The organism is Streptomyces sp. JLYT201 (assembly GCF_059448825.1).
Genome location: NZ_CM182551.1, coordinates 4167287 through 4194264 on the forward strand (window position 1 = coordinate 4167287; position 26978 = coordinate 4194264).

At 68.7% G+C, this 26978-nt stretch carries 22 protein-coding genes and 1 tRNA gene; 3 read left to right on the plus strand and 20 right to left on the minus strand.

What is annotated here, in order from left to right:
- Positions 1-17 precede the first annotated feature (17 nt).
- The 16 genes from fusA to AC5WAM_RS16955 all read right to left on the minus strand — a co-directional run bounded on the left by fusA (position 18) and on the right by AC5WAM_RS16955 (position 19302).
- On the minus strand, positions 18-2144 hold the full coding sequence (fusA, locus tag AC5WAM_RS16880) for an elongation factor G (protein ID WP_030685487.1): 2127 nt from the start codon (positions 2142-2144) through the stop codon (positions 18-20).
- Positions 2145-2183: 39 nt separating this feature from the next.
- On the minus strand, positions 2184-2654 hold the full coding sequence (gene rpsG, locus AC5WAM_RS16885; protein WP_003974303.1) for a 30S ribosomal protein S7: 471 nt from the start codon (positions 2652-2654) through the stop codon (positions 2184-2186).
- A gap of 2 nt (positions 2655-2656) precedes the next feature.
- Positions 2657-3028, minus strand: a complete 372-nt coding sequence (gene rpsL / locus AC5WAM_RS16890; RefSeq protein WP_003948652.1) for a 30S ribosomal protein S12 — start codon at positions 3026-3028, stop codon at positions 2657-2659.
- A gap of 332 nt (positions 3029-3360) precedes the next feature.
- The gene (locus tag AC5WAM_RS16895; RefSeq protein ID WP_366789140.1) at positions 3361-3867 is read right to left on the minus strand and encodes a DUF1707 and DUF4190 domain-containing protein; all 507 of its coding nucleotides are present in this window, start codon (positions 3865-3867) and stop codon (positions 3361-3363) included.
- Between the two features lie 119 nt (positions 3868-3986).
- Positions 3987-7886, minus strand: coding sequence for a DNA-directed RNA polymerase subunit beta' (locus tag AC5WAM_RS16900; RefSeq protein WP_366789139.1), 3900 nt, complete (start codon positions 7884-7886; stop codon positions 3987-3989).
- 94 nt (positions 7887-7980) lie between these two features.
- Positions 7981-11466 (minus strand): DNA-directed RNA polymerase subunit beta, encoded by a 3486-nt coding sequence (gene rpoB, locus AC5WAM_RS16905; protein ID WP_366789138.1) that lies wholly within the window; start codon positions 11464-11466, stop codon positions 7981-7983.
- A 605-nt stretch (positions 11467-12071) separates the two neighbouring features.
- On the minus strand, positions 12072-12461 hold the full coding sequence (gene rplL, locus AC5WAM_RS16910) for a 50S ribosomal protein L7/L12 (protein WP_172384593.1): 390 nt from the start codon (positions 12459-12461) through the stop codon (positions 12072-12074).
- Between the two features lie 111 nt (positions 12462-12572).
- Positions 12573-13100: a 50S ribosomal protein L10 gene (gene rplJ / locus AC5WAM_RS16915; protein WP_030685499.1), complete on the minus strand. Its 528-nt coding sequence runs from the start codon at positions 13098-13100 to the stop codon at positions 12573-12575.
- Between the two features lie 311 nt (positions 13101-13411).
- Positions 13412-14275, minus strand: coding sequence for an SCO4651 family lipoprotein (locus AC5WAM_RS16920; protein WP_366789137.1), 864 nt, complete (start codon positions 14273-14275; stop codon positions 13412-13414).
- Positions 14276-14400: 125 nt separating this feature from the next.
- On the minus strand, positions 14401-15303 hold the full coding sequence (locus tag AC5WAM_RS16925; protein WP_366789136.1) for an SCO4651 family lipoprotein: 903 nt from the start codon (positions 15301-15303) through the stop codon (positions 14401-14403).
- A gap of 228 nt (positions 15304-15531) precedes the next feature.
- On the minus strand, positions 15532-16254 hold the full coding sequence (gene rplA / locus AC5WAM_RS16930) for a 50S ribosomal protein L1 (protein WP_366789135.1): 723 nt from the start codon (positions 16252-16254) through the stop codon (positions 15532-15534).
- A gap of 80 nt (positions 16255-16334) precedes the next feature.
- Positions 16335-16769: a 50S ribosomal protein L11 gene (gene rplK / locus AC5WAM_RS16935; protein ID WP_016645192.1), complete on the minus strand. Its 435-nt coding sequence runs from the start codon at positions 16767-16769 to the stop codon at positions 16335-16337.
- 272 nt (positions 16770-17041) lie between these two features.
- Positions 17042-17569 (minus strand): hypothetical protein, encoded by a 528-nt coding sequence (locus tag AC5WAM_RS16940; RefSeq protein WP_495523039.1) that lies wholly within the window; start codon positions 17567-17569, stop codon positions 17042-17044.
- Positions 17570-17854: 285 nt separating this feature from the next.
- Positions 17855-18760, minus strand: a complete 906-nt coding sequence (gene nusG, locus AC5WAM_RS16945; protein WP_495523040.1) for a transcription termination/antitermination protein NusG — start codon at positions 18758-18760, stop codon at positions 17855-17857.
- 77 nt (positions 18761-18837) lie between these two features.
- Entirely contained in the window at positions 18838-19122 is a 285-nt protein-coding gene (gene secE / locus AC5WAM_RS16950; protein ID WP_242721128.1) for a preprotein translocase subunit SecE, read from the minus strand.
- Between the two features lie 107 nt (positions 19123-19229).
- Positions 19230-19302 (minus strand) — tRNA-Trp (locus tag AC5WAM_RS16955).
- A gap of 329 nt (positions 19303-19631) precedes the next feature.
- Here AC5WAM_RS16955 and AC5WAM_RS16960 point away from each other — a divergent pair.
- Positions 19632-20858: a pyridoxal phosphate-dependent aminotransferase gene (locus AC5WAM_RS16960; protein WP_495523041.1), complete on the plus strand. Its 1227-nt coding sequence runs from the start codon at positions 19632-19634 to the stop codon at positions 20856-20858.
- 129 nt (positions 20859-20987) lie between these two features.
- Positions 20988-22007 carry an adenosine deaminase gene (locus tag AC5WAM_RS16965; RefSeq protein WP_495523042.1) on the plus strand — a complete coding sequence of 340 codons (1020 nt, stop codon included), beginning with the start codon at positions 20988-20990 and terminating at the stop codon, positions 22005-22007.
- On the opposite strand, the gene AC5WAM_RS16970 is transcribed toward AC5WAM_RS16965, so the two are convergent.
- Complete coding sequence (locus tag AC5WAM_RS16970) at positions 21997-22608, minus strand: TetR/AcrR family transcriptional regulator (RefSeq protein WP_366789130.1); 612 nt, start codon at positions 22606-22608, stop codon at positions 21997-21999. The genes AC5WAM_RS16965 and AC5WAM_RS16970 overlap by 11 nt on opposite strands.
- An 83-nt stretch (positions 22609-22691) precedes the next feature.
- Between AC5WAM_RS16970 and AC5WAM_RS16975 the strand changes: the two genes are divergently transcribed.
- Complete coding sequence (locus tag AC5WAM_RS16975) at positions 22692-23330, plus strand: NAD(P)-dependent oxidoreductase (RefSeq protein ID WP_495523043.1); 639 nt, start codon at positions 22692-22694, stop codon at positions 23328-23330.
- Between the two features lie 39 nt (positions 23331-23369).
- Here the strand turns inward: AC5WAM_RS16975 and AC5WAM_RS16980 are convergent, their stop codons facing one another.
- The 3 genes from AC5WAM_RS16980 to AC5WAM_RS16990 form a co-directional block, all read right to left on the minus strand.
- Positions 23370-24425 (minus strand): UDP-N-acetylmuramate dehydrogenase, encoded by a 1056-nt coding sequence (locus tag AC5WAM_RS16980; RefSeq protein WP_366789128.1) that lies wholly within the window; start codon positions 24423-24425, stop codon positions 23370-23372.
- A 119-nt stretch (positions 24426-24544) separates the two neighbouring features.
- Positions 24545-25984: an MFS transporter gene (locus AC5WAM_RS16985; protein WP_495523044.1), complete on the minus strand. Its 1440-nt coding sequence runs from the start codon at positions 25982-25984 to the stop codon at positions 24545-24547.
- 142 nt (positions 25985-26126) lie between these two features.
- Positions 26127-26747: a TetR/AcrR family transcriptional regulator gene (locus AC5WAM_RS16990; protein WP_495523045.1), complete on the minus strand. Its 621-nt coding sequence runs from the start codon at positions 26745-26747 to the stop codon at positions 26127-26129.
- Positions 26748-26978 lie beyond the last annotated feature (231 nt).

A 26978-nucleotide genomic window follows, 5' to 3' on the forward strand; every position in this document is an offset into this window, starting at 1 on the left:
GCGTGTGCTCGGGTGAGCTACTCGCCCTTGGCCTTCGCGATGATCTCCTCGGCGACGTTCCGCGGAACCTCGGCGTAGGAGTCGAACTGCATCGAGTAGCTTGCGCGACCCGACGTCTTGCTGCGGAGGTCTCCGACGTAGCCGAACATCTCCGACAGCGGAACCAGGCCCTTGACGACCCGGGCGCCACTGCGCTCCTCCATGGCCTGGATCTGGCCACGGCGGGAGTTGATGTCGCCGATGACGTCGCCCATGTAGTCCTCGGGCGTGGTGACCTCGACGGCCATCATCGGCTCGAGCAGCACGGGCTTGGCCTGCCGCGCGGCCTCCTTGAAGGCCTGCGAACCGGCGATCTTGAAGGCGAGCTCGGAGGAGTCGACCTCGTGGTAGGCACCGTCGAGCAGCGTGACGCGGACGCCCGTCATCTCGTAGCCCGCCAGGATGCCGAACTGCATGGCCTCCTGCGCACCCGCGTCCACCGACGGGATGTACTCCCGCGGGATGCGGCCACCGGTGACCTTGTTCACGAACTCGTACGAGGCGTCGCCGTCGACGATGGGCTCGATCGCGATCTGCACCTTGGCGAACTGACCGGTACCACCGGTCTGCTTCTTGTGGGTGTAGTCCACGCGCTCGACGGCCCGACGGATCGTCTCGCGGTACGCGACCTGCGGCTTGCCGACGTTCGCCTCGACGCGGAACTCGCGCTTCATGCGGTCGACGAGCACCTCGAGGTGAAGCTCGCCCATACCACCGATGATGGTCTGGCCGGTCTCCTCGTCCGAGTGGACCTGGAAGGAGGGGTCCTCCTCCGAGAGGCGCTGGATGGCGACACCCAGCTTCTCCTGGTCGCCCTTGGACTTCGGCTCGATGGCGACCTGGATGACCGGCGCCGGGAAGTCCATGGACTCCAGGATGACCGGGGCCTTGTCGTCACAGAGCGTCTCGCCCGTGGTGGTCTGCTTCAGACCCATGACGGCGACGATGTCACCGGCGCCCACCGACTCGATCTCCTCACGCTTGTTCGCGTGCATGCGGTAGATCTTGCCGATGCGCTCCTTCTTGCCCTTGACGGAGTTCAGCACGGCGGTGCCGGAGTCAAGGCGACCGGAGTAGATCCGGACGAAGGTGAGCTTGCCGAGGTGCGGGTCGCTCGCGATCTTGAACGCGAGGGCCGCGAGCGGCTCGTCGTCGGACGGCTTGCGCTTGACGATCTCCTCCGGGTCCTTGGTGCCGTGGCCCTCGATGGCCTCGACGTCCAGGGGGGAGGGGAGGTAGCGCACGACCGCGTCGAGCAGGGGCTGGACGCCCTTGTTCTTGAACGCGGTGCCGCAGAACACGGGGGTGACGGTGGTGTCGCCGCCCTTGCCCGAGGCGATGGTGATGCGACGGATCGCCGCGTACAGCTGCTCCTCGGTGGGCTCCTGGCCCTCGAGGTACAGCTCCATCATCTGCTCGTCGTTCTCGGCGACGGCCTCGAGGAGCTTGCCGCGCCACTCGTCGGCGGCCTCGGTGTGCGTGGCCGGGATGTCGACGATGTCGTAGGCCTCGCCCATCTTGGTCTCGGCGGACCAGACGAAGGCCTTCATCGTGACGAGGTCGACGACGCCCTTGAAGTCAGCCTCCGCGCCGATGGGCAGCTGCATGACGATCGGGGTCGCACCGAGGCGGTCGACGATCATGTCGACGCAGCGGTGGAACTCGGCACCCGTACGGTCGAGCTTGTTGACGAAGCAGATGCGCGGGACGCCGTAGCGGTCCGCCTGACGCCACACGGTCTCGGACTGGGGCTCGACACCGGCGACGCCGTCGAACACCGTCACGGCACCGTCGAGCACGCGCAGGGAGCGCTCCACCTCGACGGTGAAGTCGACGTGCCCGGGGGTGTCGATGATGTTGATCGTGTGGTCGACGTCGTTCAGCGGCCAGTGACAGGTGGTCGCAGCAGAGGTGATCGTGATGCCACGCTCCTGCTCCTGCTCCATCCAGTCCATCGTGGCGGCACCGTCGTGGACCTCACCGATCTTGTACGAGACACCGGTGTAGAACAGGATCCGCTCGGTGGTCGTCGTCTTGCCCGCGTCGATGTGAGCCATGATGCCGATGTTGCGCACCTTGGCCAGGTCAAGTGAAGTGGTAGCCATATCGGCTCAGTCTTCTCTCGGTCTCGATGGGGGTAGCGACTACCAGCGGTAGTGCGCGAAGGCCTTGTTGGACTCGGCCATCTTGTGGGTGTCCTCGCGCTTCTTCACAGCGGCGCCCAGGCCGTTGGAGGCGTCGAGGAGCTCGTTGAGCAGACGCTCGGTCATGGTCTTCTCGCGACGGGCGCGGGAGTAGCCCACCAGCCAGCGCAGGGCCAGCGTGTTGGCGCGACCGGGCTTGACCTCGATCGGCACCTGGTAGGTCGCACCACCGACGCGGCGGGACTTGACCTCGAGGGTCGGCTTGATGTTCTCCAGCGCGCGCTTCAGCGTGATGACCGGGTCGTTGCCGGTCTTCTCACGCAGACCCTCCATGGCGCCGTAGACGATGCGCTCGGCGGTGGAGCGCTTGCCGTTCAGCAGCACCTTGTTGATGAGGGAGGTCACCAGAGGAGAGCCGTACACCGGGTCGATGATGACCGGGCGCTTCGGGGCGGGGCCCTTACGAGGCATTCTTACTTCTCCTTCTTGGCGCCGTAGCGGCTGCGGGCCTGCTTGCGGTTCTTGACACCCTGGGTGTCGAGGGAGCCGCGGATGATCTTGTAGCGAACACCCGGCAGGTCCTTCACACGGCCGCCGCGCACGAGCACGATGGAGTGCTCCTGCAGGTTGTGTCCCTCACCCGGGATGTAGGCCGTGACCTCGATACCGGAGGTCAGACGCACACGCGCGACCTTCCGGAGCGCCGAGTTCGGCTTCTTCGGGGTGGTCGTGAACACACGCGTGCAGACGCCACGGCGCTGGGGCGAACCCTCGAGTGCGGGCGTCTTGTTCTTCTCGACCTTGTCCTGCCGGCCCTTCCGGACCAGCTGCTGGATCGTAGGCACTACTTCTCCGGTTTCTGTGTGCCGAATAGTAAAGCTAACCTGGAACGTTGCCGACCCACGCGGTCGGGTGTGTCGAATGCTGCAGACCCCCGCTAAAAGCGAGAAGGGCGCAGATTGCGGTGGCCGGATCAGACTCACGATGCGGTTGAAGACACGCGCGCGAGCCCAGGCACACCCCAGGCACAAGGTCTGAGCGTACCTACCTCATTGGCTGCGGTCAAAACAAATACCCCGCACCCCGGACACGCCGGGCGCCTCGGGCGCCGTGAGCCGGTCATCGGCCTTCGGCCTCGTCCTCAGGCGCCGGACGGGCCGGACGGGCGCCCGTCGGCTCACTTGGCCGCCGCTACGACCAGGAGCAGGAGCAGGGCCCACCCGGCGATCCACACCCAGCCCAGGGCCAGGCCCGCCACCGCCTGGCCGTCGCCGCTCTCGTGGCTGCGACGGATCTCACCGCGGGCGATGTGGCCGAGAACGACCGCGGGCAGCGCCGAGGCGCCGAAGGTGAAGAACGTCGCGATCCCGCACACCAGGGCAGCGGTGGCCTTGCCGTTCGTGGGCGGGGCCGCCATGAACGTGTGCGGCACCGCGGGCGGGGCCTGGGGGAAGCCCGAGGGGCCCTGCGGCAGGTCGGCGACCAGGAGGCCGAGCTCCCCCACCGTACGCGCCTGGTAGGCCCGCTCGACGCGGCGCTCGTACTCGTCCTGCTGGAGGCGGCCCTCGGCGAAGCCCGCGCGCAGCACGTCGACCGCGCGCTCCCGGTCGGAGTGGCCCGCCAGCATCGACGGCTGCCCCTGCTGTCCCGGCCACGGCGCCGGCTGCCCCCACGGACTGGTCACGATACGCACGCTCCCCCACACGATGTGTGTCCTCCATCATGCGGCAAAGCGCCGCAGGGCGGCCACCCGGCTCTCGTCGGGTGACCGCCCTGCGGTGTGTCTCGCTCTGGAGGCGAGGACTACTGGTTGTAGGGACCGTAGTCGTAGTCCTCCAGCGGAACGGCCTGGCCGGAGCCCGTGCCGAACGGCGAGTAGTCGATGTCGTCGTAGCCGACGGCCGAGTACATCGCGGCCTTGGCCTCCTCGGTCGGCTCGACCCGGATGTTGCGGTAGCGGGACAGACCCGTACCGGCCGGGATGAGCTTACCGATGATGACGTTCTCCTTGAGGCCGATGAGGCTGTCGGACTTGGCGTTGATCGCCGCATCCGTCAGGACTCGGGTCGTCTCCTGGAAGGAGGCGGCCGACAGCCAGGACTCCGTCGCCAGCGAGGCCTTGGTGATACCCATCAGCTGCGGACGGCCGGAGGCGGGGTGACCGCCCTCGGTGACCACACGACGGTTCTCGGTCTCGAACTTCGAGCGCTCGACGAGCTCGCCCGGCAGCAGCTCCGCGTCGCCGGACTCGATGATCGTCACGCGGCGCAGCATCTGCCGGATGATGATCTCGATGTGCTTGTCGTGGATCGACACGCCCTGCGAGTTGTAGACCTTCTGGACTTCGCCGACCAGGTGGACCTGGACCGCGCGCTGGCCGAGGATGCGCAGCACGTCGTGCGGGTTGGTGGCACCCACGGTGAGCTTCTGGCCCACCTCGACGTGGTCGCCCTCGCCCACGAGCAGACGGGCACGCTTCGAGATCGGGAACGCCGTCTCGTCGCTGCCGTCGTCCGGGGTGACGACGAGCTTCTTGGTCTTCTCGGTCTCCTCGATGCGGACGCGGCCCGCGGCCTCGGAGATCGGGGCGACACCCTTCGGCGTACGGGCCTCGAAGAGCTCGACGACACGGGGCAGACCCTGGGTGATGTCGTCACCGGCCACACCACCGGTGTGGAAGGTACGCATCGTCAGCTGGGTACCGGGCTCACCGATGGACTGGGCGGCGATGATGCCGACCGCCTCACCGATGTCGACCAGCTTGCCGGTGGCCAGCGAACGGCCGTAGCAGAAGGCACAGGTGCCGACCGCGGACTCACAGGTCAGGACCGAGCGGGTCTTGACCTCCTCGACGCCGTTGGCGACCAGGGCGTCGATCAGGACGTCACCCAGGTCGACGTTGGCCGGCGCGATGACCTTGCCGTCGATGACGACGTCCTCGGCCAGCATGCGGGCGTACACGGACGTCTCGACGTTCTCCGTCTTGCGGAGCACGCCGTCCTCGCCACGGACCGCGATCTTCAGCTTCAGGCCGCGCTCGGTGCCGCAGTCCTCCTCGCGAATGATGACGTCCTGGGAGACGTCGACCAGACGACGGGTGAGGTAACCGGAGTCGGCGGTACGCAGAGCGGTGTCCGCCAGACCCTTACGGGCACCGTGGGTCGAGATGAAGTACTCGAGCACGGAGAGGCCCTCGCGGAACGAGGCCTTGATGGGACGCGGGATGGTCTCGTTCTTCGCGTTCGACACCAGACCACGCATACCGGCGATCTGCCGCATCTGCATCATGTTTCCTCGGGCACCCGAGTCAACCATCATGAAGATGGGGTTGGTCTTGGGGAAGTTCGCGTTCATCGCCTCGGCGACCTCGTTGGTCGCCTTGGTCCAGATCGCGATGAGCTCCTGCGTGCGCTCTTCCTTGGTGATCAGACCGCGCTCGTACTGCTTCTGGACCTTCTCGTCCTGGGCCTCGTAGCCCGCGACGATCTCCTTCTTCGCCTCAGGCACGACGACGTCGGAGATGGCCACGGTGACGCCGGAACGGGTCGCCCAGTAGAAGCCGGCCGCCTTCAGGTTGTCGAGCGTCGCCGCCACGATGACCTTGGGGTAGCGCTCGGCGAGGTCGTTGACGATCTCGGAGAGCTGCTTCTTGCCGACCTCGTAGTCGACGAACGGGTAGTCCTCGGGCAGCAGCTCGTTGAAGAGCGCGCGGCCCAGGGTCGTCCGCAGCCGGAAGCTGTCGCCCTGCTGGTACTCCTGCTCGCCCTCTTCGGCGACCGGCGGGGTCCAGCCGCGCGGCGGGATGGTGCCGACCGGGAAGCGGATGTCGACCTTCGACTGGAGCGAGAGCTCGCCCGCGTCGAACGCCATGATCGCCTCGGCGGTGGAGCCGAACGCGCGCTCCTCGCCCTTGACCCCGCGGCCCTCGCCGTCGGTGGTGAGGAAGAACAGACCCAGGACCATGTCCTGCGTCGGCATCGTCACCGGCCGGCCGTCGGCGGGCTTGAGGATGTTGTTCGAGGACAGCATCAGGATGCGGGCCTCGGCCTGCGCCTCCGCGGAGAGCGGCAGGTGCACGGCCATCTGGTCACCGTCGAAGTCCGCGTTGAACGCGGTGCAGACGAGCGGGTGGATCTGGATGGCCTTGCCCTCGACCAGCTGCGGCTCGAAGGCCTGGATGCCGAGGCGGTGCAGCGTCGGCGCACGGTTCAGCAGGACCGGGTGCTCGGCGATGACCTCTTCGAGGACGTCGTACACGACCGTGCGGCCGCGCTCGACCATCCGCTTGGCGCTCTTGATGTTCTGCGCGTGGTTCAGGTCGACCAGGCGCTTCATCACGAACGGCTTGAAGAGCTCCAGGGCCATGGCCTTGGGCAGACCGCACTGGTGCAGCTTCAGCTGCGGACCGACGACGATCACGGAACGCGCGGAGTAGTCCACGCGCTTGCCGAGGAGGTTCTGACGGAAGCGACCCTGCTTGCCCTTCAGCATGTCGCTGAGGGACTTCAGGGGACGGTTGCCGGGACCGGTGACCGGGCGACCGCGGCGGCCGTTGTCGAACAGCGCGTCGACGGCCTCCTGGAGCATGCGCTTCTCGTTGTTCACGATGATCTCGGGCGCACCGAGATCGAGAAGGCGCTTCAGGCGGTTGTTGCGGTTGATCACGCGGCGGTACAGGTCGTTCAGGTCGGAGGTCGCGAAGCGGCCACCGTCCAGCTGCACCATCGGACGCAGGTCCGGCGGGATGACCGGGACGCAGTCGAGGACCATGCCCTTGGGGCTGTTGGAGGTCTGCAGGAAGGCAGACACGACCTTCAGCCGCTTCAGCGCACGGGTCTTCTTCTGGCCCTTGCCGGTGCGGATGATCTCGCGGAGGCGCTCGGCCTCCTCGTCGAGGTCGAAGGACTCCAGGCGCTTCTGCAGCGCCGCGGCACCCATCGAGCCGTCGAAGTACGTGCCGAAGCGGTCACGCAGCTCGCGGTAGAGCAGCTCGTCGCCCTCGAGGTCCTGGACCTTGAGGTTCTTGAAGCGCGACCAGACCTCGTCCAGACGGTCGATCTCGCGCTGCGCGCGGTCGCGCAGCTGCTTCATCTCGCGCTCGGCGCCCTCGCGCACCTTGCGGCGCACGTCGGCCTTGGCGCCCTCGGCCTCGAGCTCGGCCAGGTCGGTCTCGAGCTTCTTGGCGCGGGCCTCGAGGTCGGCGTCGCGGCGGTTCTCGATCTGCTGACGCTCCACGGAGACGTGCGCCTCCAGGGAGGGCAGGTCGCGCGTGCGGCGCTCCTCGTCCACAAACGTGATCATGTACGCGGCGAAGTAGATGACCTTCTCGAGGTCCTTCGGCGCGAGGTCGAGCAGGTAGCCCAGACGCGACGGGACACCCTTGAAGTACCAGATGTGCGTGACGGGCGCGGCCAGCTCGATGTGGCCCATCCGCTCACGACGCACCTTGGCGCGAGTGACCTCGACGCCGCAGCGCTCGCAGATGATGCCCTTGAAGCGGACACGCTTGTACTTGCCGCAGTAGCACTCCCAGTCCCGGGTCGGACCGAAGATCTTCTCGCAGAAGAGTCCGTCCTTCTCGGGCTTGAGGGTGCGGTAGTTGATGGTCTCGGGCTTCTTGACCTCGCCGTGGCTCCACTGACGGATGTCGTCCGCGGTGGCCAGGCCGATCCGGAGCTCGTCGAAGAAGTTGACGTCGAGCACTATGCGTCAATCCCTCTCAGGGTCGTGTCTCAATCAATGGTCTGTCGGGGTCCGGGGGCCCGCCACCCCGGTGTCAGGGGTGGCGGGGGACCCGTCAGACCTCTTCGACGCTGCTCGGCTCGCGCCGGGACAGGTCGATACCGAGCTCCTCCGCGGCGCGGAAGACGTCCTCGTCCGTGTCGCGCATCTCGATGGACATGCCGTCCGAGGACAGCACCTCCACGTTGAGGCACAGGGACTGCATTTCCTTGATGAGCACCTTGAAGGACTCGGGAATGCCGGGTTCGGGAATGTTCTCGCCCTTGACGATGGCCTCGTAGACCTTCACGCGACCGGTGACGTCGTCGGACTTGATCGTCAGCAGCTCCTGGAGGGCGTACGCGGCGCCGTAAGCCTCCAGCGCCCACACCTCCATCTCACCGAAGCGCTGACCACCGAACTGAGCCTTACCACCCAGCGGCTGCTGGGTGATCATGGAGTACGGACCGGTCGAGCGGGCGTGCAGCTTGTCGTCGACCAGGTGGTGCAGCTTGAGGATGTACATGTACCCGACCGAGATCGGGTCCGGGAACGGCTCGCCGGAGCGGCCGTCGAACAGGCGCGCCTTGCCGGACGGGAGCACCATGCGCTCGCCGTCGCGGTTCGGGATGGTGTGCTGGAGCAGACCGGCCAGCTCGTCCTCGCGGGCGCCGTCGAAGACCGGCGTGGCGACGTTGGTGCCCGGGGCGACCGAGTCGGCGCCGATCGCCTGGAGCCGCTCCGCCCACTCGTCGGCGAGGCCGGAGACGTCCCAGCCGCGGCTGGCGAGCCAGCCGAGGTGGATCTCCAGGACCTGTCCCGGGTTCATTCGGGACGGCACACCCAGCGGGTTGAGGATGATGTCGACCGGAGTTCCGTCCTCGAGGAACGGCATGTCCTCGATCGGAAGGATCTTCGAGATGACACCCTTGTTGCCGTGACGGCCGGCGAGCTTGTCACCGTCGGTGATCTTGCGCTTCTGGGCCACGTAGACGCGGACCAGCTGGTTCACGCCCGGCGGGAGCTCGTCGCCCTCTTCGCGGTCGAAGACGCGGACGCCGATGACCTTGCCGATCTCACCGTGCGGCACCTTCAGGGAGGTGTCACGGACCTCGCGGGCCTTCTCACCGAAGATCGCGCGGAGCAGGCGCTCCTCCGGCGTCAGCTCGGTCTCGCCCTTGGGCGTGACCTTGCCGACGAGGATGTCACCGGCGACGACCTCGGCACCGATGCGGATGATGCCGCGCTCGTCGAGGTCGGCGAGGACCTCCTCGGAGACGTTCGGGATGTCCCGGGTGATCTCCTCGGGGCCCAGCTTGGTGTCACGGGCGTCGACCTCGTGCTCCTCGATGTGGATCGAGGAGAGGACGTCGTCCTGCACGAGGCGCTGCGACAGGATGATCGCGTCCTCGTAGTTGTGGCCCTCCCACGGCATGAAGGCCACGAGCAGGTTCTTGCCCAGGGCCATCTCGCCTTCCTGGGTGGCGGGACCGTCGGCGAGGACCTGGCCCTCGATGACGCGCGCGCCTTCCTCGACGATGACCTTCTGGTTCACCGAGGTGCCCTGGTTCGAGCGGGAGAACTTCGCGACGCGGTACGTGGTGTACGTGCCGTCGTCGTTCGTGACGGTGATGTAGTCCGCGGAGACCTCCTGGACCACACCCGCCTTCTCGGCCTTGATGACGTCACCGGCGTCGACGGCGCAGCGGTACTCCATGCCCGTACCGACGAGGGGGGCCTCGGCGGTGATCAGCGGCACGGCCTGGCGCATCATGTTCGCGCCCATGAGCGCGCGGTTGGCGTCGTCGTGCTCGAGGAAGGGGATCATCGCGGTCGCGACCGACACCATCTGGCGCGGCGAGACGTCCATGTAGTCCACGTCCGTCGGCGCGACGTAGTCGACCTCGCCGCCGCGGCGGCGGACCAGGACGCGGGCCTCGGCGAACCGGAGCTCGTCGGTCAGCGGCGCGTTGGCCTGGGCGATGACGAATCGGTCCTCTTCGTCAGCGGTCAGGTAGTCGACCTCGTCGGTGACCTGGCCCTCGACGACCTTGCGGTACGGCGTCTCGATGAAGCCGAACGGGTTGATGCGGCCGTACGAGGCGAGCGAACCGATCAGACCGATGTTCGGGCCTTCGGGCGTCTCGATCGGGCACATGCGGCCGTAGTGCGAGGGGTGCACGTCACGGACCTCGAAGCCCGCCCGCTCACGGGAGAGACCACCCGGGCCGAGCGAGTTCAGACGCCGCTTGTGGGTGATGCCCGACAGCGGGTTGTTCTGGTCCATGAACTGGGACAGCTGGCTGGTGCCGAAGAACTCCTTGATGGAGGCGACGACCGGCCGGATGTTGATCAGGGTCTGCGGCGTGATCGCCTCGACGTCCTGGGTGGTCATGCGCTCGCGCACGACGCGCTCCATACGGGCGAGACCCGTACGGACCTGGTTCTGGATCAGCTCGCCGACGTTGCGGATGCGGCGGTTGCCGAAGTGGTCGATGTCGTCGGTCTCGACGACGATGGACGCACCGCTGTCGCCCACGGTCTCGGTCTCACCGGCGTGCAGCTTCACCAGGTACTTGATCGAGGCGATGATGTCCTCGACCGTGAGGACGCCGGCCTCGAGCGGGGCGTCCGCGCCCAGCTTCTTGTTCACCTTGTAGCGGCCGACCTTCGCGAGGTCGTAGCGCTTCGGGTTGAAGTACAGGTTCTCGAGCAGCGTCTGCGCGGCCTCGCGGGTCGGCGGCTCGCCCGGACGGAGCTTGCGGTAGATGTCGAGCAGCGCGTCGTCCTGGCCCTGGGTGTGGTCCTTCTCCAGGGTGGCGCGCATGGACTCGTACTCGCCGAACTCCTCGAGGATCTGCTCGGTCGTCCAGCCGAGGGCCTTGAGCAGCACGGTGATCGACTGCTTGCGCTTGCGGTCGATGCGCACGCCGACCATGTCGCGCTTGTCGATCTCCATCTCCAGCCAGGCACCCCGGGACGGGATGATCTTGACCGAGAAGATGTCCTTGTCGGACGTCTTGTCGATGGAGGAGTCGAAGTAGACGCCGGGCGAACGGACGAGCTGCGACACCACGACACGCTCGGTGCCGTTGATGACGAAGGTGCCCTTGTTCGTCATGAGCGGGAAGTCGCCCATGAAGACCGTCTGGGACTTGATCTCGCCGGTCTCGTTGTTGGTGAACTCAGCGGTGACGAAGAGCGGGGCGGCGAAGGTGAAGTCGCGCTCCTTGCACTCGTCGATGGAGTTCTTCGGGGGCTCGAAGCGGTGGTCCCGGAACGTCAGGGACATCGACCCGGAGAAGTCCTCGATCGGGGAGATCTCCTCGAAGATCTCCTCCAGACCGGACTTGGTGGGGACGTCCTGTCCGGACTCCAGAGCCGCCTCGACACGAGCCTTCCACGCGTCGTTGCCGAGCAGCCAGTCGAAGCTCTCGGTTTGCAGCGCAAGAAGGTTCGGAACCTCGAGGGGCTCCTTGATCTTTGCAAAGGAGATGCGCAGCGGGGCGGTGCTGGCGCCGTTGTTCGTATTCGCGGTCGAGGCAGTGCGCGAGGCGGCCAAGAGGGGGTCCTTCCGAGGGCTCGGACTCACTACGCGCGTACCGGTCCCAGCCTTGGCACGGAGGAGAGACGGTCCCGAAGTGGCCAAAAGGCCAGGTCAGAGCGGTTTCAACCCACGATGCTCACGGATGGGCATGCCCCTGGTGACGGGCAGGAGGCAGCTAACAGGCAGCGCAAAGGGTCAGTGTAGCCACCTGGCCCACTGATGTCCAGTGCGGGTTTCTGAAGACCCTCTGTGTTCTCAACACCTGCGGCAAGCCACGTCCTCAACGCACATCGATACTGCCCTCTTCGCCGCCGATCCATGCCTCGGATGCGGATCCTTGTGACGACGCGTCCTGAGAATTGCGCGCTGCGTGCGGTTCGTCAAGGCCCCCCTCCCCTGACAGGCTCCGATTCAGGAACGTTCGGAGTCCGCTCGGAGGCACAACGAAGATCACCATACTCGCCGGTGCCGACAGTGCAAGGCAGCCGTCACGGGAACGCCGAAGGGCGACCACCCAACTGGGTGATCGCCCTTCAGTGTGTGCGCGTTACAGCGCGGGAGCCGTGTGGTCCCTCACAGGACCACGAGGCTCGAGGAGTCGCGTACGACCCCGTGAGGTGTTACTTGACCTCGACGGAGGCGCCGGCGCCCTTGAGGGCCTCGGCGGCCTTCTCCGCGGCGTCCTTGGCGACCTTCTCGAGGACCGGCTTCGGGGTGCCGTCGACGAGGTCCTTGGCCTCCTTCAGGCCCAGGGAGGTCAGCTCACGCACGACCTTGATGACCTGGATCTTCTTGTCGCCGGCGCCGGTGAGGATGACGTCGAACTCGTCCTTCTCCTCCTCGGCAGCGGCGGCGGCGCCACCAGCGGCACCACCGGCGACGACGACCGGCGCGGCAGCGGCGGCGGTGACGTCGAACTTCTCCTCGAAGGCCTTCACGAACTCGGAGAGCTCGATGAGGGTCATCTCCTCGAACTGCGCGAGCAGCTCGTCCTGGGTGAGCTTCGCCATGATGGCGGTCCTTCCACTAATTCGGCAGGTGCCGGATGTACTGGTGTGGCGGGCGTACGTCTGGCCCGCTGTGACCGTCGCCGTCAGGCGGCGGTCAATGTGCGAGCCGAGTTACTCGGCACCGCCCTGCTCGTCCTGCTTGGCACGGAGCGCGTCCACGGTGCGGACGAGCTTCGACGGCAGCGCCTGGAAGACAGAGGCAGCCTGAGACTGCTTGCCCTTGAAGGCACCGGCCAGCTTGGAGAGCAGAACCTCGCGGGACTCGAGGTCCGCAAGCTTCTTGATGTCGTCGGCGGACAGCGCCTTGCCGTCCAGAACGCCACCCTTGATGACAAGAGCGGGGTTCTCCTTGGCGAAGTCACGCAGACCCTTCGCCGCCTCGACCGGGTCACCGGTCACGAAGGCGACAGCGGTCGAGCCCTTGAGGTGCTCGTCCAGCTGAATCCCGGCCTCGTTGGCCGCGATCTTGGTCAGCGTGTTCTTCACCACACGGTACTGAGCGTTGTCGCCGAGAGAACGACGGAGCTGCTTGAGCTGCGCCACGCTCAGTCCGGTGTAAGAAGTCACAACAGCAGCGTTGGAGTCGCGCAGCTTCTGCGTGATCTCCTCGACGGCTGCGACCTTGTCGGACGTCGCCATGAGCCTCGGCCTCCTTCCGGGGTGATGATCCTCGACTGACCCTTCTCGATCAGCCGTGTCGCCGGACCGCCTGAATCAGGCACAAGGAAGGGGCTCTGCACAAAACGAAACGCCCCGGCGCAGGCGCACGGGGCGTGAGCTCGACCGGACACGAACGCGTCCAGGAGCACTTCCTCGGTCACCTGCGCGGGTCGTCCGCAGTTCAGCGGATCCTTCGGCCGCCGCGCACTCTCACGAGCACACGACAACGACCAGCGGTCTTTGGCTTCTCCGGAAGGCTACGCGAACGGGGCCGCGTCAGGCAAATCGGGTCAGCCCTTGCCGCCCGCGTCCTTCATCATCTGGGCGAGGTCCATGACCTGGCTCTTCGGCGGCGCCGTGACCGTGACGGGCTTGTTCACGTCGAAGAACGTGATCGTCATGTCGAACTTGCCCTTGTCGCCCTTGCCCTGGGTGCGGAACTGCTTCGCCCGGTCGTCCCCGTCGATCCACATGTCCATCGAGAGCTTCTCGATGCCCATGGACTCGAACTTCTCGATGTTCTTCGTCCGGCTCGCCCGCGTCTTCGCGTCCTCGTCCTTCAGGTCCGCGCGCAGGTCGGCCAGGGTGACCGTGCCCTGGTAGCGGGTGGTCTCGACACCGTCGACCGACTCCTCACCGACCTTCTTGACGTCCTTGGAGCCGGTCAGGAAGGCGGCCTCCTGGGCCGGGTTCTTCTCGGCCTGGCTGGACATGGAGGACCCCGCGGGCTTGCCCGCGCCCTGCTTCTCCATGGCCTTGGCGTCGAACTTCATCCAGCTCTTGCCGTCCGTCTCGGCGGTGGGCTTGCCGCCGCCGAGGTACAGGCCGCCGTCGACGAGCCGGATCTCGGCCTTCTGACCCCCCTGGTCGAGCGAGGTCATCTTCATCCGCATGGCGAGCGGCTCCGCCGTCATCGACGCCTCGGCCTTCACGCGCCCGTCGCCGGGCACCTGGCCCTTCATGCGGAAGCTGAACGACTTGAGCCGCTCGCTGTTCTTCGCGGCCTTCTTGACGGCCGCGGCGGGCGAGAGGTCGTCCCCCGCGCCGTCCGACTTCTTCTCCGTGCCGCAGCCCACCGCACCACCGGCGAGCAGCAGGGCCGCCACGGCGGCCCCCGCCGCCCTCTTGCGACCCTTACGTACGGAAACGATCATTACCCCACCCCTAGGAACATTTGATCCATTTATTGCGGTGGGCTGAGGTTACCTGACGGACGCGCGCGGAGGCTCGGGGATATCTTCCGAGGTCAGACCGAGATCGGGCCGCTATCGGACCGAGATCAGGTGGTGGGCTGACGGTTCATCAGGTCCTTGAAGTCGGCGGTGTCGGCCGCGGGCGGCTCCTCGGCGGAGACCGCGGTGCCGTAGTCGCTGTAGTACGCGGTCGCGGCCAGCTCGCCGGTCTTCATCTGGCCCTTTTCGACCTTCTTGACCAGCAGGTTCTCGTCGTTGACCCAGATGTCGACGGTCTCGGTGGTGACGCCCGCCTGCTCCAGCTGCTTCTTCATGTCGGAGAGCTGGGAGGCGCTGAGGCCGGAGGACTTCTCCGCGAGCTCGGCGACGTCGACGGTGCCCGAGTAGTGCGTGGTGTTCACGCCCCGGACCTTCTCCTCGCCGACCTTCTTCACGTCACCGGAGGCGAGCAGCATCTTCACCGACTGGTGCGGCGTGCTGTTCTGCATCGCGTCCTTCATGTACGCGCCCGAGCCGCCGCCGACCCGCTCCAGGTCGTCGTACGCGTACTTCACCCAGTGCTTGCCGTCGGCCTGCGCGGCGAAGCGGTCGCCCATCTTCGCGTAGTACGCGTCAGGCAGATAGCGCGCCTCCATCGAGGTGCTGCCCGTCTGGCGCATCGTTTCCGCGAGCTGGCCGCCGGTGTACGTGATCGTCATGTTGCCGGTGAGGCCGTCCTCCCAGCCGAGGACGCCGCTGGCCTTCATGGACATCACGGAGCCCATGGTGGTCTCGGACTCCACCTTGGCCGAGTCCGCCTTGTCGGTGGACTTCTCGATGGTGCGCAGGGCGGCTATCGGACTGGCGCCGAGGCCGCCGCCCCCGCCCTTCTTGGAGGAACCCTCGGAGTCGCTGTCCGAGCCGTTCGACGAGCCACAGGCGGTGATGCCGGTCAGTGCCGTCGCGGCCGCGATCGCCAGCGCCACGCGGCGCGCTGTCGTGCCGTTCATGTCGTCCCACCCCTTGCGTCCATGGAGAGCCAGCACGCTAGCGCGGCCCGCCCCCCGGCGTCCTCCGTACGTAGTGGACATCACGTACGGCGAAGTCACTTGCGGAGAAAGCTCGTTCACTGGAAAACCCGTTCCCCCAGCGTCTACCCGTACAACGGGACGGGTCCCGCACCACGAATGGTTGCGGGACCCGTCGGATACGCGCCAGACGCGCGGCTGCCGTCAGTGTCAGACGGCGGCCGGGTCCTCCTCGACGAGGAGGTTGCGGGTGCGGTTGGAGTCGACCGGAATGCCGGGGCCCATCGTGGTGGTGATGGCGGCCTTCTTGATGTAGCGACCCTTGGCGGCCGACGGCTTCAGACGGAGGATCTCCTCCAGGGCCGCGGCGTAGTTCTCCACCAGCTTGGTGTCGTCGAAGGACACCTTGCCGATGATGAAGTGCAGGTTCGAGTGCTTGTCGACGCGGAACTCGATCTTGCCGCCCTTGATGTCGTTGACAGCCTTGACGACATCGGGGGTCACGGTGCCGGTCTTCGGGTTCGGCATCAGACCACGCGGACCGAGCACGCGGCCGAGGCGGCCGACCTTGCCCATGAGGTCCGGCGTGGCGACGACGGCGTCGAAGTCCAGGCGGCCCTTGGAGACCTCGTCGATGAGCTCGTCGGCGCCGACGATGTCGGCCCCGGCGGCTTCCGCGGCCGCAGCACGGTCACCGGTCGCGAAGACCAGGACCCGGGCGGTCTTACCGGTGCCGTGCGGGAGGTTCACGGTGCCGCGGACCATCTGGTCGGCCTTGCGCGGGTCGACACCCAGACGGAAGGCGACCTCGACGGTGCCGTCGAACTTGGTCGTGGAGGTCTCCTTGGCGAGACGGACGGCCTCGAGCGGGGCGTACAGCTTCTCCCGGTCGATCTTGGCGTCCGCAGCGCGGAGAGTCTTGCTGCGCTTCACTTCGTACTCCTGAGGTTCAGGTTTGGAGTTCGTGGTCCGGGCCAGCGCTGGCCCTGCCACTCAAGGTCAAACGGGGAGGATCAGCCCTCGACCGTGATGCCCATGGAACGGGCGGTGCCAGCGATGATCTTCGACGCGGCGTCCAGGTCGTTCGCGTTGAGGTCGGGCATCTTGGTGGTGGCGATCTCGCGGACCTGCGCCTCGGTGATCTTGGCGACCTTGGTCTTGTGCGGCTCGCCGGAGCCCTTCTCCACGCCCGCGGCCTTGAGGATCATCTTCGCGGCCGGCGGGGTCTTGGTGATGAAGGTGAAGGAGCGGTCTTCGTAGACCGTGATCTCCACCGGGATCACCCAGCCACGCTGCGACTCGGTCGCGGCGTTGTAGGCCTTGCAGAACTCCATGATGTTCACGCCGTGCTGGCCCAGCGCGGGGCCGACAGGCGGGGCCGGGTTGGCGGCGCCGGCCTGGATCTGGAGCTTGATCAGCCCCGTGACCTTCTTCTTCTTGGGAGGCATTGCTCTCTCCGGGTCCTAGTGAGAGTGTTGAGCAGCCCCCTCCGACATGATCCAGCGGCGTTCCGCGACGACCGTCACACGATCGTCTGGATCATTTGGATGGAGGCATACCGCCCTACGATAACGGGTAACGCCCCGGGGCCCAAACCGGCCCCCGAGCAGGCCCGTGGGCCCGCCCCCGTGTGACGGGCCCACGGACGTATCGGTGGCCCCGCTCGACGAGGGCCGGGAGGGCGGCCCCCGCCGAGCGAGCATGGGGAGCGCGGCTCGGCTCAGCAGCGCTTGGACGTCAGCGCCTGGCCCGGCAGCGGGTCGCCGGGGGCGCGCAGCTGGCCGATCGCCGCGGTGCACTCGGCGGCGGTGGCGGCGGGCAGCGACCAGAACTCCGCGCTGTTGGTGCCGTTCCACCAGTCCTGGCCGAGGATCTCGTCCCGGGAGTAGCTGTAGACGCCGGTGCTGACGTCGTAGTCCTTGGTCTTGTCGCGGAAGCTCTTCCACACCCACACGTAGCCGTAGTTCTTCTTGCACGAGGGCGAGTAGAACTGCTTGACCGATGCCGCGTGCGCGCCGCCCCGGTCGATGTAGGCGGTGGTCCCGATCTGGTACGCGTCGGCACAGACCCCCGCGGCCTGTGCCTTGGCGCTCCTCGGGTTGCCGTCGGCGGAGGGCGCCGTCGACTGGGGCGCGGCCCCGCGGGCGCCGGGTGCGGGGGCGGGGCCGGTGCCGGCGAGCGCGGAGCCGCCGCCGAGCAGGACGAAGGCACAGGCAGAGGCGGCGATCGCGGTCTTGCGAGCTCTCATGAGGTGTCCCCTTGCTCGTGGTGAGTGAGCCCATCCGGCCATACCGCAGCAGAGCACCACAAATCGCCGCGCCAGGGTCGCAGGGATCCCGTTGGGCGTGGGTGGTGCGTCGTGGAGAGCGGCGGGAGGCCGGAAGGTTCCGTCTACCAGGTCAGACAGCCCGAGCCGCCCGATGGTTGTGGTGCGGACCACATGTGTTCGGGCCGGGTTCGTGCCGGGGCATGCGACAGGGCCCCCGCCCGGCGGAAATCCGCTGGTCGGGGGCCCTGTGGGAAGAGCTTGGCGTCAGTTCTTCTGGATCTGGTCGAAGCTGAGCTCGACCGGGGTCTCGCGGCCGAAGATCTCGACGAGGCCCTTGACCTTCTTCGAGTCGGCGTTGATCTCGTTGATCGTGGCCTGGAGGGTGGCGAAGGGGCCGTCGGTGACGGTGACCGAGTCGCCGACCTCGAAGTCCAGGACCTGGACCTCGACCTTGCGCTGCGGGGCGGGCTTGCCCTCGGCCTCGGCGGCCTCGCGGGCGGCCTTCTCCTCGGCCTCCGGGGCGAGCATCTTGACGATCTCGTCCAGGGTCAGCGGGTACGGGTCGTAGGCGTTGCCCACGAAGCCGGTGACGCCGGGGGTGTTCCGGACGACGCCCCAGGACTCGTTCGTCAGGTCCATGCGGACCAGGACGTAGCCGGGGAGCTTGTTCTGGCGGATCGTCTTGCGGTCGCCGTTCTTGATCTGGACGACCTCTTCCTGGGGCACCTCGGCCTGGAAGATGTAGTCCTCGACGTTCAGCGAGACGGCGCGCTGCTCGAGGTTGGTCTTCACGCGGTTCTCGTAACCGGCGTAGGTGTGGATGACGTACCACTCGCCGGGCAGGCCGCGCAGCTCGTCACGGAGGGCGGCGACGGGGTCGACCGGCTCGGCGGGCTCCGCCTCCTCGGCCTCGGCGTCGTCCTCGACGGACTCGGCGGCAGCGGCGTCCTCGTCGAGCTCGGCGACGGCGGCGGCGTCCTCGTCGGTCTCCGCGACGGCCTCGGCCTCGTCGTCCTCGTGCACAGCGGCCTCTTCGGCAGCCTCACCGGCGGCGGCGTCGGCAGCCTCGACCTCGTCCGGGTCCACGGCGTCCGCCGCCTCGACGATGTCGATCTGGTCCTCCACGGACTCCGCCGACTCGATGGCGTCGTTCAGGTTCGGGTCAGACACGGTGGCTGCTTCTTCCTGGATGCATGGGGGTGGAACACGCGAAAGGGGCGCCTGGTGCGGCGCCCTTCGCTTTCGGCCTAGCCGAAGACGTACTTGATGAGGTGGCTGAAGCCGTAGTCAATCACGGTCACCAGACCGATCATGATGACGACGAAGACGATCACGACGGTGGTGTACGTCGTGAGCTGGTTCCGGGTGGGCCAGACGACCTTGCGGAGCTCGGCGACGATCTGGCGGTAGAAGAGCGCGAGACGGCCCAGGGGGCCCTTCTTGCCGCGCTTGCCGCCCTTGCGGCTCTTCTTGGACTCCGGCGCCTCGTCCTGGGCATCAGGCATGTCGATGGAGCCCACGGCGTCCGTCACTCGTCCTCACCTGATTCCGGGTCGTGGCCGTGCCGCGCCCGGTTGAGCCGCACGGCGGTGCAATGCAGTACGTACATGCGCACACATCCTGGCGAAGGAGTGTGTAGCAGGGCCGGAGGGACTTGAACCCCCAACCGCTGGTTTTGGAGACCAGTGCTCTACCAATTGAGCTACGACCCTTTGGCTTCCCCCAACCTACCGCATCCGACCAGGTGCACGGAGTGCGGTGGAAGGAGCGGCCGGTGAGGGCCAACGACGAGTGAGTGTACGTGGTCCGGAGCGCCCCGTCGAACAGCTGGGGTTCCGCCGGTCGTTCCGGGGGCGCTCGCGGGTCCGGCGGGCGCCCCTGCGAGCGGCCGGACCAGGGGCGGGCCGGGGCCGGGGGCGAGGGGGACCCGGGGCCGGGGGCGGGGTGGCGCGGACGCCGGGAGCGGGGTGGGGCGGAGGCCCGGCGGGCCGTCCGGCAAACCCGTGTGCCCGGGCCCCTCGGGGTCTGGAACGATGGGCGCATGAGCGCTGTCACTCCACCCACCGAGCGCCGGGTCTCCGCCCGAGTCGGCGCGATCTCCGAGTCCGCGACCCTCGCCGTCGACGCCAAGGCCAAGGCCCTCAAGGCCGCCGGGCGCCCGGTGATCGGTTTCGGCGCGGGCGAGCCCGACTTCCCGACCCCGGACTACATCGTCGAGGCGGCCGTCGAGGCCTGCAAGAACCCGAAGTACCACCGGTACACCCCGGCGGGCGGCCTGCCCGAGCTGAAGGCCGCGATCGCCGCGAAGACGCTGCGCGACTCCGGCTACGAGCCCGAGGCCGCCCAGATCCTCGTCACCAACGGCGGCAAGCAGGCCATCTACGAGGCCTTCGCCGCGATCCTCGACCCGGGCGACGAGGTCATCGTCCCGGCGCCGTACTGGACGACGTACCCGGAGTCGATCCGTCTCGCGGGCGGCGTCCCGGTCGACGTCGTCGCCGACGAGACCACCGGCTACCGCGTCTCGGTCGAGCAGCTGGAGGCCGCGCGCACGGAGAAGACCAAGGTCGTCCTCTTCGTGTCGCCGTCGAACCCGACGGGCGCGGTCTACAGCCGCGAGGACGCGGAGGCCATCGGCCGCTGGGCGCACGAGCACGGCCTGTGGGTGATGACCGACGAGATCTACGAGCACCTGGTCTACGGGGACGCGGAGTTCACGTCCCTGCCCGCGCTCCTGCCCGAGCTGCGCGACAAGTGCATCGTGGTGAACGGCGTCGCGAAGACGTACGCGATGACCGGCTGGCGCGTGGGGTGGATCATCGGCCCGAAGGACGTGGTGAAGGCCGCGACGAACCTCCAGTCGCACGCCACCTCCAACGTCTCCAACGTCGCGCAGGCCGCCGCCATCGCCGCGGTCTCCGGCGATCTGACCGCCGTCGCGAAGATGCGCGAGGCCTTCGACCGCCGCCGCAAGACGATCGTGCGGATGCTGAACGAGATCGACGGCGTGGTCTGCCCCGAGCCCGAGGGCGCCTTCTACGCGTACCCGTCGGTGAAGGGCCTCATCGGCAAGGAGATCCGCGGCAAGCGCCCGCAGGACTCCGTCGAGCTGGCCGCGCTGATCCTGGACGAGGTCGAGGTCGCGGTCGTCCCGGGCGAGGCCTTCGGCACGCCGGGCTATCTGCGCCTGTCGTACGCCCTCGGTGACGAGGACCTCGTCGAGGGCGTCTCGCGGATCCAGAAGCTCCTCGCGGAGGCGCGGGACTGACCCCCGCCGCCCCGAAGGAACGGGCCCTGCGCGTCACGTGACGCGCAGGGCCCGTTCCTTCGTTCGGTGACGTACCTCATGGGAAGAAGCGGCTACCGGGACCGGGGGTGCGTACGGCAAGATCCTGGAATGGAGCGTGTACGAGACGTCAGCGAGCTGCCCAAAGCCCATCTGCACCTGCACTTCACCGGGTCGATGCGGCCCTCCACCCTCCTGGAGCTCGCCGACAAGTACGGCGTCCACCTGCCCGCCGCGCTGACCGGCGGGACCCCGCCGAAGCTGCGCGCCACCGACGAGCGCGGCTGGTTCCGCTTCCAGCGGCTCTACGACATCGCGCGGTCCTGTCTGCGCGAGCCCGAGGACATCCAGCGGCTGGTGCGGGAGGCCGCGCAGGAGGACCTCAAGGACGGTTCCGGCTGGCTGGAGATCCAGGTCGACCCGACGTCGTACGCGCCCCGGCTCGGCGGGCTCATCCCGGCCCTGGAAGTCATCCTGGACGCCGTCGACAGCGCCTCGCGCGAGACCGGCCTGGGGATGCGCGTCCTGGTCGCCGCGAACCGCATGAAGCACCCGCTGGACGCGCGCACGCTGGCCCGGCTCGCGGTCCGGTACGCCGACCGCGGCATCGTCGGCTTCGGCCTGTCCAACGACGAGCGGCGCGGCATGGCCCGGGACTTCGACCGGGCCTTCGCGATCGCGCGGGAGGGCGGCCTGCTCGCGGCCCCGCACGGCGGTGAGCTGACGGGCCCCGCCTCGGTGCGCGACTGCCTCGACGACCTGCACGCGCGGCGCATCGGCCACGGCGTGCGCGCGGCCGAGGACCCGCGGCTCCTGAAGAAGCTCGCGGAGCGCGGGGTGACCTGCGAGGTGTGCCCGGCGTCGAACGTGGCCCTCGGCGTCTACGAGAAGCCCGAGGACGTGCCGCTGCGCACGCTGTTCGACGCCGGGGTGCCCATGGCGCTCGGGGCCGACGACCCGCTCCTGTTCGGCTCGCGGCTCGCCGCGCAGTACGAGATCGCGCGGCGCCACCACGGCTTCGACGACGCCGAGCTCGCCGAGCTCGCGCGCCAGTCGGTGCGCGGCTCGGCCGCCCCCGCCGACGTGCAGAAGAAGCTGCTGGCCGGGATCGACGGGTGGATCAGCGGCTGACGCCGGCCAGGAGCGTGCGGGCGAGCCCCGCGGCGAAGGCGTCGACGGACCGCGGGGGCCGCTTGCCGACCGTGGCGTCGTAGGCGAAGGCGCGCTGGGCGCAGGCGCCCAGGAGCAGTGAGGCCGCGGCGAAGGTGTCGGCGCCGGGGTCGATGCGGCCCGCGTCGCGCTCGGCGCGCAGATAGGCGTCCAGGGCCTCGATGGGCATGTGGGGGCCCATGCCGCGCTCGCGCATGGCGTCGTCGTGGCGGCGCTTGAGTTTGGTCTCCGCGTACAGGGAGGCGGCGACCGGGAAGCTCTGTGCGTAGAACTCGCAGGCCAGGACGGCGATCTCGGTGAGGTTCTGCTCGACGGTGCGCTCCCCCGGCTCCTCGATGAGGCGGCGCAGGAGCGGTCCGAGGCGCGGCAGCCGCTCCTGGAGGACGCCGACGAACAGGTCCTCCTTGCTCGTGAAGTGCTTGTAGAGCGCGGCTTCGGAGCAGCCCGCGGCCTTCGCGATCTCCTTGGTGGTGGCCCGGGCGAGACCGAGCGTGACCATGAGTTCGTGGGCCGCGTCGAGGATGCGTTCGCGCGTGGGCCGCTGGGGTGCCTGCCGTTCCATGAACCGTCCAAACGGGCTTGACGACGGGGTGAGTGCGTACTCACCCTAGTGGTGAGTGAATACTTACCCACCTGGAGGGCGCGATGAGGATCACGGTGTTCGGAGCGAGCGGGGGCATCGGCGGGGAGATCGTCCGGCAGGGCCTCGCGGCGGGGCACGAGGTCACGGCGGTGGTGCGCGACCCGGCGCGCCTGACGGCGACCGGGGAGCGCCTGGAGGTGGTCAGGGCCGACCTCACGGACGCGGAGGAGCTGCGCGGGGCCGTGGCGGGGCGGGACGCGGTGCTCTCCGGTCTGGGGGCGCGCGGACGTGAGGACGCGCGCGCGGGCATCGCGACGCGCCTCACCGTGTCGGTGCTGCGCGCCATGGAGGCGGAGGGCGTGCGCCGTCTGCTGGTGGTGAGCGCGGCGCCGCTGGCCCCGGTGGCGGAGCGCGAGCCGCTCGCCGACCGCGCCATGATGGCCGTGGTCAGCAGGGTGCTCAAGCCGGTGTACGAGGATCTGCGCGTCCTGGAGGACGAGCTGGCGCGCAGCGCGACGGACTGGACGTCCGTCCGCCCGCCGCGGCTCCTCGACAAGCCGCTGACGGGCGTCTACCGCACGGCGGTCGGGCGCAATCCGCGCAGCGCCCGGCAGATCGGCAGGGCCGACGTGGCGCACGCCATGCTGACGATGATCGACGACCCGGCGACGGTGAAGCAGGGCGTGGGCGTGGCGTACTGAACGCGCCCGGCGGGGCCTGCGACCTCCTTGGGGGCGGCGCTACAGGCTGACGCCCACCGTCACCGGCTCGTTGACGAGCGTGACTCCGAAGGCGTCCCGTACGCCCGCGACGACCTCGCGCGCCAGGTCGAGCAGGTCCTGCGTGGTGGCGCCGCCGCGGTTGGTGAGGGCCAGCGTGTGCTTGGTGGAGATGCGGGCGGGGCCCTGGCCGTAGCCCTTGGGGAAGCCGGCCTTGTCGATGAGCCAGGCGGCGGAGGTCTTCACGTGGCCGTCGCCCGCGGGGAAGGCGGGCGGGGCGACGTCCGGGCCGAGCCGGTCGGCCACGCGCGCGTGGAAGGCGGCGAACTCCGCGTCGGTGAGGATCGGGTTGGTGAAGAACGACCCGGCCGACCAGCTGTCGTGGTCCTCGGCGTCGAGCACCATGCCTTTACCCGCGCGCAGCTTCAGGACGGTCTCGCGGGCGACGGCCGCCGGGACGCGGTCGCCGACCTCGACGCCGAGCGTGCGGGCCGTCTCCGCGTACCGGATCGGGGCGCTCATGCCGTCCGCGTCCTCCAGCGCGAAGCGCACGCGCAGGACCACATAGCGCTCGGGGTCGGCCTTGAAGCGGCTGTGGCGGTACGAGAACACGCACTCCTCGTTCGAGAGGGTGACCGTCTCATCGGTCCTGCGGTCGTAGGCGACCACTTCGGTGATGGTCTGGGAGACCTCCTGGCCGTACGCGCCCACGTTCTGGATGGGGGTCGCGCCCGCGGAGCCGGGGATCCCGGCGAGGCACTCGACGCCCGCGAGGCCGGCCGCGACGGTCCGCTCCACGGCGTCCGTCCACACCTCGCCCGCCGCGAGCTCCAGCGCGGTGCCGTCGAGCGCGAAGCCGGTGGTGGCGATGCGCAGCGCGGTCCCGGCGAAGCCCTTGTCGCCGATGACCAGGTTGCTGCCGCCGCCGATGAGCAGCAGCGGCGTACCGGATGCGTCGGCCTCGCGGACGGCGGCGACCACCTCGGCGTCGGTCGTCGCGGTGATCAGCCGGTCGGCGGGGCCGCCGAGCCGGAAGGTGGTCAGCGGGGCGAGGGGGGCGTCGTCAAGTACCTGCACGCACACCAGGGTATGCGGGCCCGCTCCCCCGCCCGGGCGCCGGGCCTCCGGGGCGCCGGGCGGGCAAGGGCGAACCCACCCGCCCGGGACGGGCGGGTGGGTCGCTGGGCGCGAGGGCCTCACGCGCCGACCGGCACCCGGTCCTCCGTCGCCGGAGCGGCGGCGGAACCGTCGGCCTGTCCGGCCCGCCGGCCCGGCAGCAGCGCCGCGGCGGCGGCCGCCAGGGCGACGATTCCGGCGCCGACCCACAGCGCGGGCTCGAGGCCGTCCACGAACGCCCGCGGCGACTCGTACCCGCCCTGCGCGGAGAAGACCGAGGCGAGGACGGCGATGCCGAGCGCGCCGCCCACCTCGCGCAGCGCGTTGTTCGCTCCGGAGGCGATGCCCTGCTCGGCGGGGCGGACGCTGGACATGACCAGGCTCGCGGCCGGGGCGAAGTACAGGGCCATGCCGATCCCGCTGATGATCAGGGCGGGCAGCTGGGCGGCGTACGACACGTCCGGGGAGACGATCATGGCGAACCAGGCGAGGCCCACGGCCTGGAACGCGAGGCCCGCGGTGACGACCGGGCGGCCGCCGATGCGGTCGGAGAGGTACCCGGCGATGGGCGCGACGATCATCGGCATGCCGGTCCAGGGCAGCATCCGCAGCCCCGCCTCGGTCGGCGAGTAGCCGAGGACGCCCTGGAGGAACTGGCTGAGCAGGAAGATCGAGCCGAACATCCCGACGAACATCAGCAGGCTGGCGGCGTTGATAGCGGAGAAGGCACGGTTGCGGAACAGCCGCATGGGCAGCATCGGGGCAGCGTTGTGGATGCCGTGGTGCACGAACCCGGCGAGCAGCGCGCCGCCCGCGATCAGGCCGGTCAGGACGGGCGCGCTGGTCCAGCCGTCGACGTTGCCGCGGATCAGGGCGTAGACGATGCCGAAGAGACCGCCGCTGGCGAGCAGGGTGCCGGGGGCGTCGAGCCGGGCGCCGGTGCCGTAGGACTCGGTGAGGCGGAGGCGGGCGAGCGGCAGCAGGGCGATGCCCAGCGGAACGTTCAGCCAGAAGATCCACTGCCAGGACACGTGTTCGGTCAGGGCGCCGCCGATGAGCGGCCCGCTGGCGACCGCGAGGCCGTTGACGGCCCCCCAGATCCCGTACGCCATGCCGCGCTTGGCCGCGGGCACGGCGGCCGTGAGCAGGGTGAGGGTGAGCGGCATCATGATGGCCGCGCCGACGCCCTGCACCGCGCGGGCCGCGATCAGCTCCTCCAGGCCGGGCGCGAGGGCGGCGGCCGCGGAGGCCGCGGTGAAGACGGCGAGGCCCGCCCCGAAGAGCTTGCGGCGCCCGAACCGGTCCCCCAGGGCCGCGCCGAACATCAGGAGCACGGCGAAGGTGAGGGTGTAGGCGCTCACCGTCCACTCCAGGTCCTCGAGGCCGCCGCCGAGGTCCTCCCGGATGGAGGGCAGCGCGGTCGTGACGACGAGGTTGTCCAGGGCCGCCATGAACCCGGCGACGCTGGTGATGACGAGGGCCCACACGACTCCCCCGCGCGGTGCTGCTTGCTGTGACATCGCTCCCCCAGACACTGTTTGTGCAGACACTTTGTGCAGACGCTGCTCTGGCAGACACTGCTTTGGTTAGTAATTGATGACTAACTTCCGTGGGCAGAAGAATGCCCGGGCACCGGGCGATTCCACCGGGGCCGGACGCCCTCTACGGGGACTGCCCCGCGCCTCGCGCCGCCTCGGGCCCCTTCACGAGCTGGGGCCTCTTCGCCCCCTCCGGAGGGCGCGCCGAGGCGTAGAACCCCTCCCACACCCGGTGCTCAGGCGGAAAACCCATGGCCGACAGGGCGTTGAGCAGCATCCCGTAGGCCAGGAAAGTCGTCGTTTCGTCCACGTCGGCGCCGAGCGGCAGGTGCACGGTCTCCCAGAGCTCCATCCAGCCGGCACGCACCATCTCGCCGAACTCGTAGTCCCCGGCCGCCTCGGCGGCGGCCACGGCCACGTACGTCTGGAGCTGCATGTGCAGCTTGTCGGGGTCCTCCATGATGAGGCCGTGGTACGCCTGCGCCATGGAGTGCAGGGCCTCTTCGCCTTCGAGCCCCTCACTCGCGGTCTCGAACACCTTCCGGACCTCCTCGCAGCAGCGCGCCGACGCCGCGAGGAAGATCGCCTTCTTGCCGGGGAAGAGGCGGAAGAGATACGGCTGCGAGACCCCGACGCGCTTGGCGATCGCCTCGGTGGACGTCCCGTGATACCCGCCTCGGGCGAACTCGCTCATCGCCGCCCGGATGACGCTCTCGCGTCGCTCCTCCGCGCTCATCCTGACCATGCGAGTAAGTTAGTACTCAATCACTAACTACGTCAAGGGGGTTGGGTGAGGGGCTCCGGAGGGGCTGGGGGCTGAGGGGTCTTGAGGCTGAGGGTGCCTGGGGTACCTGGGCGGCCTGGGAGGGGCCTGGGAGCCTTCCGAGTGGAACCTCGCCCTTGCGTGGAGCGTTGGTCAGGCCGGGGGGCCGCAACGCGTAAGGGGCGCCCCGCAATGGAGAACGCCCCTTACTTC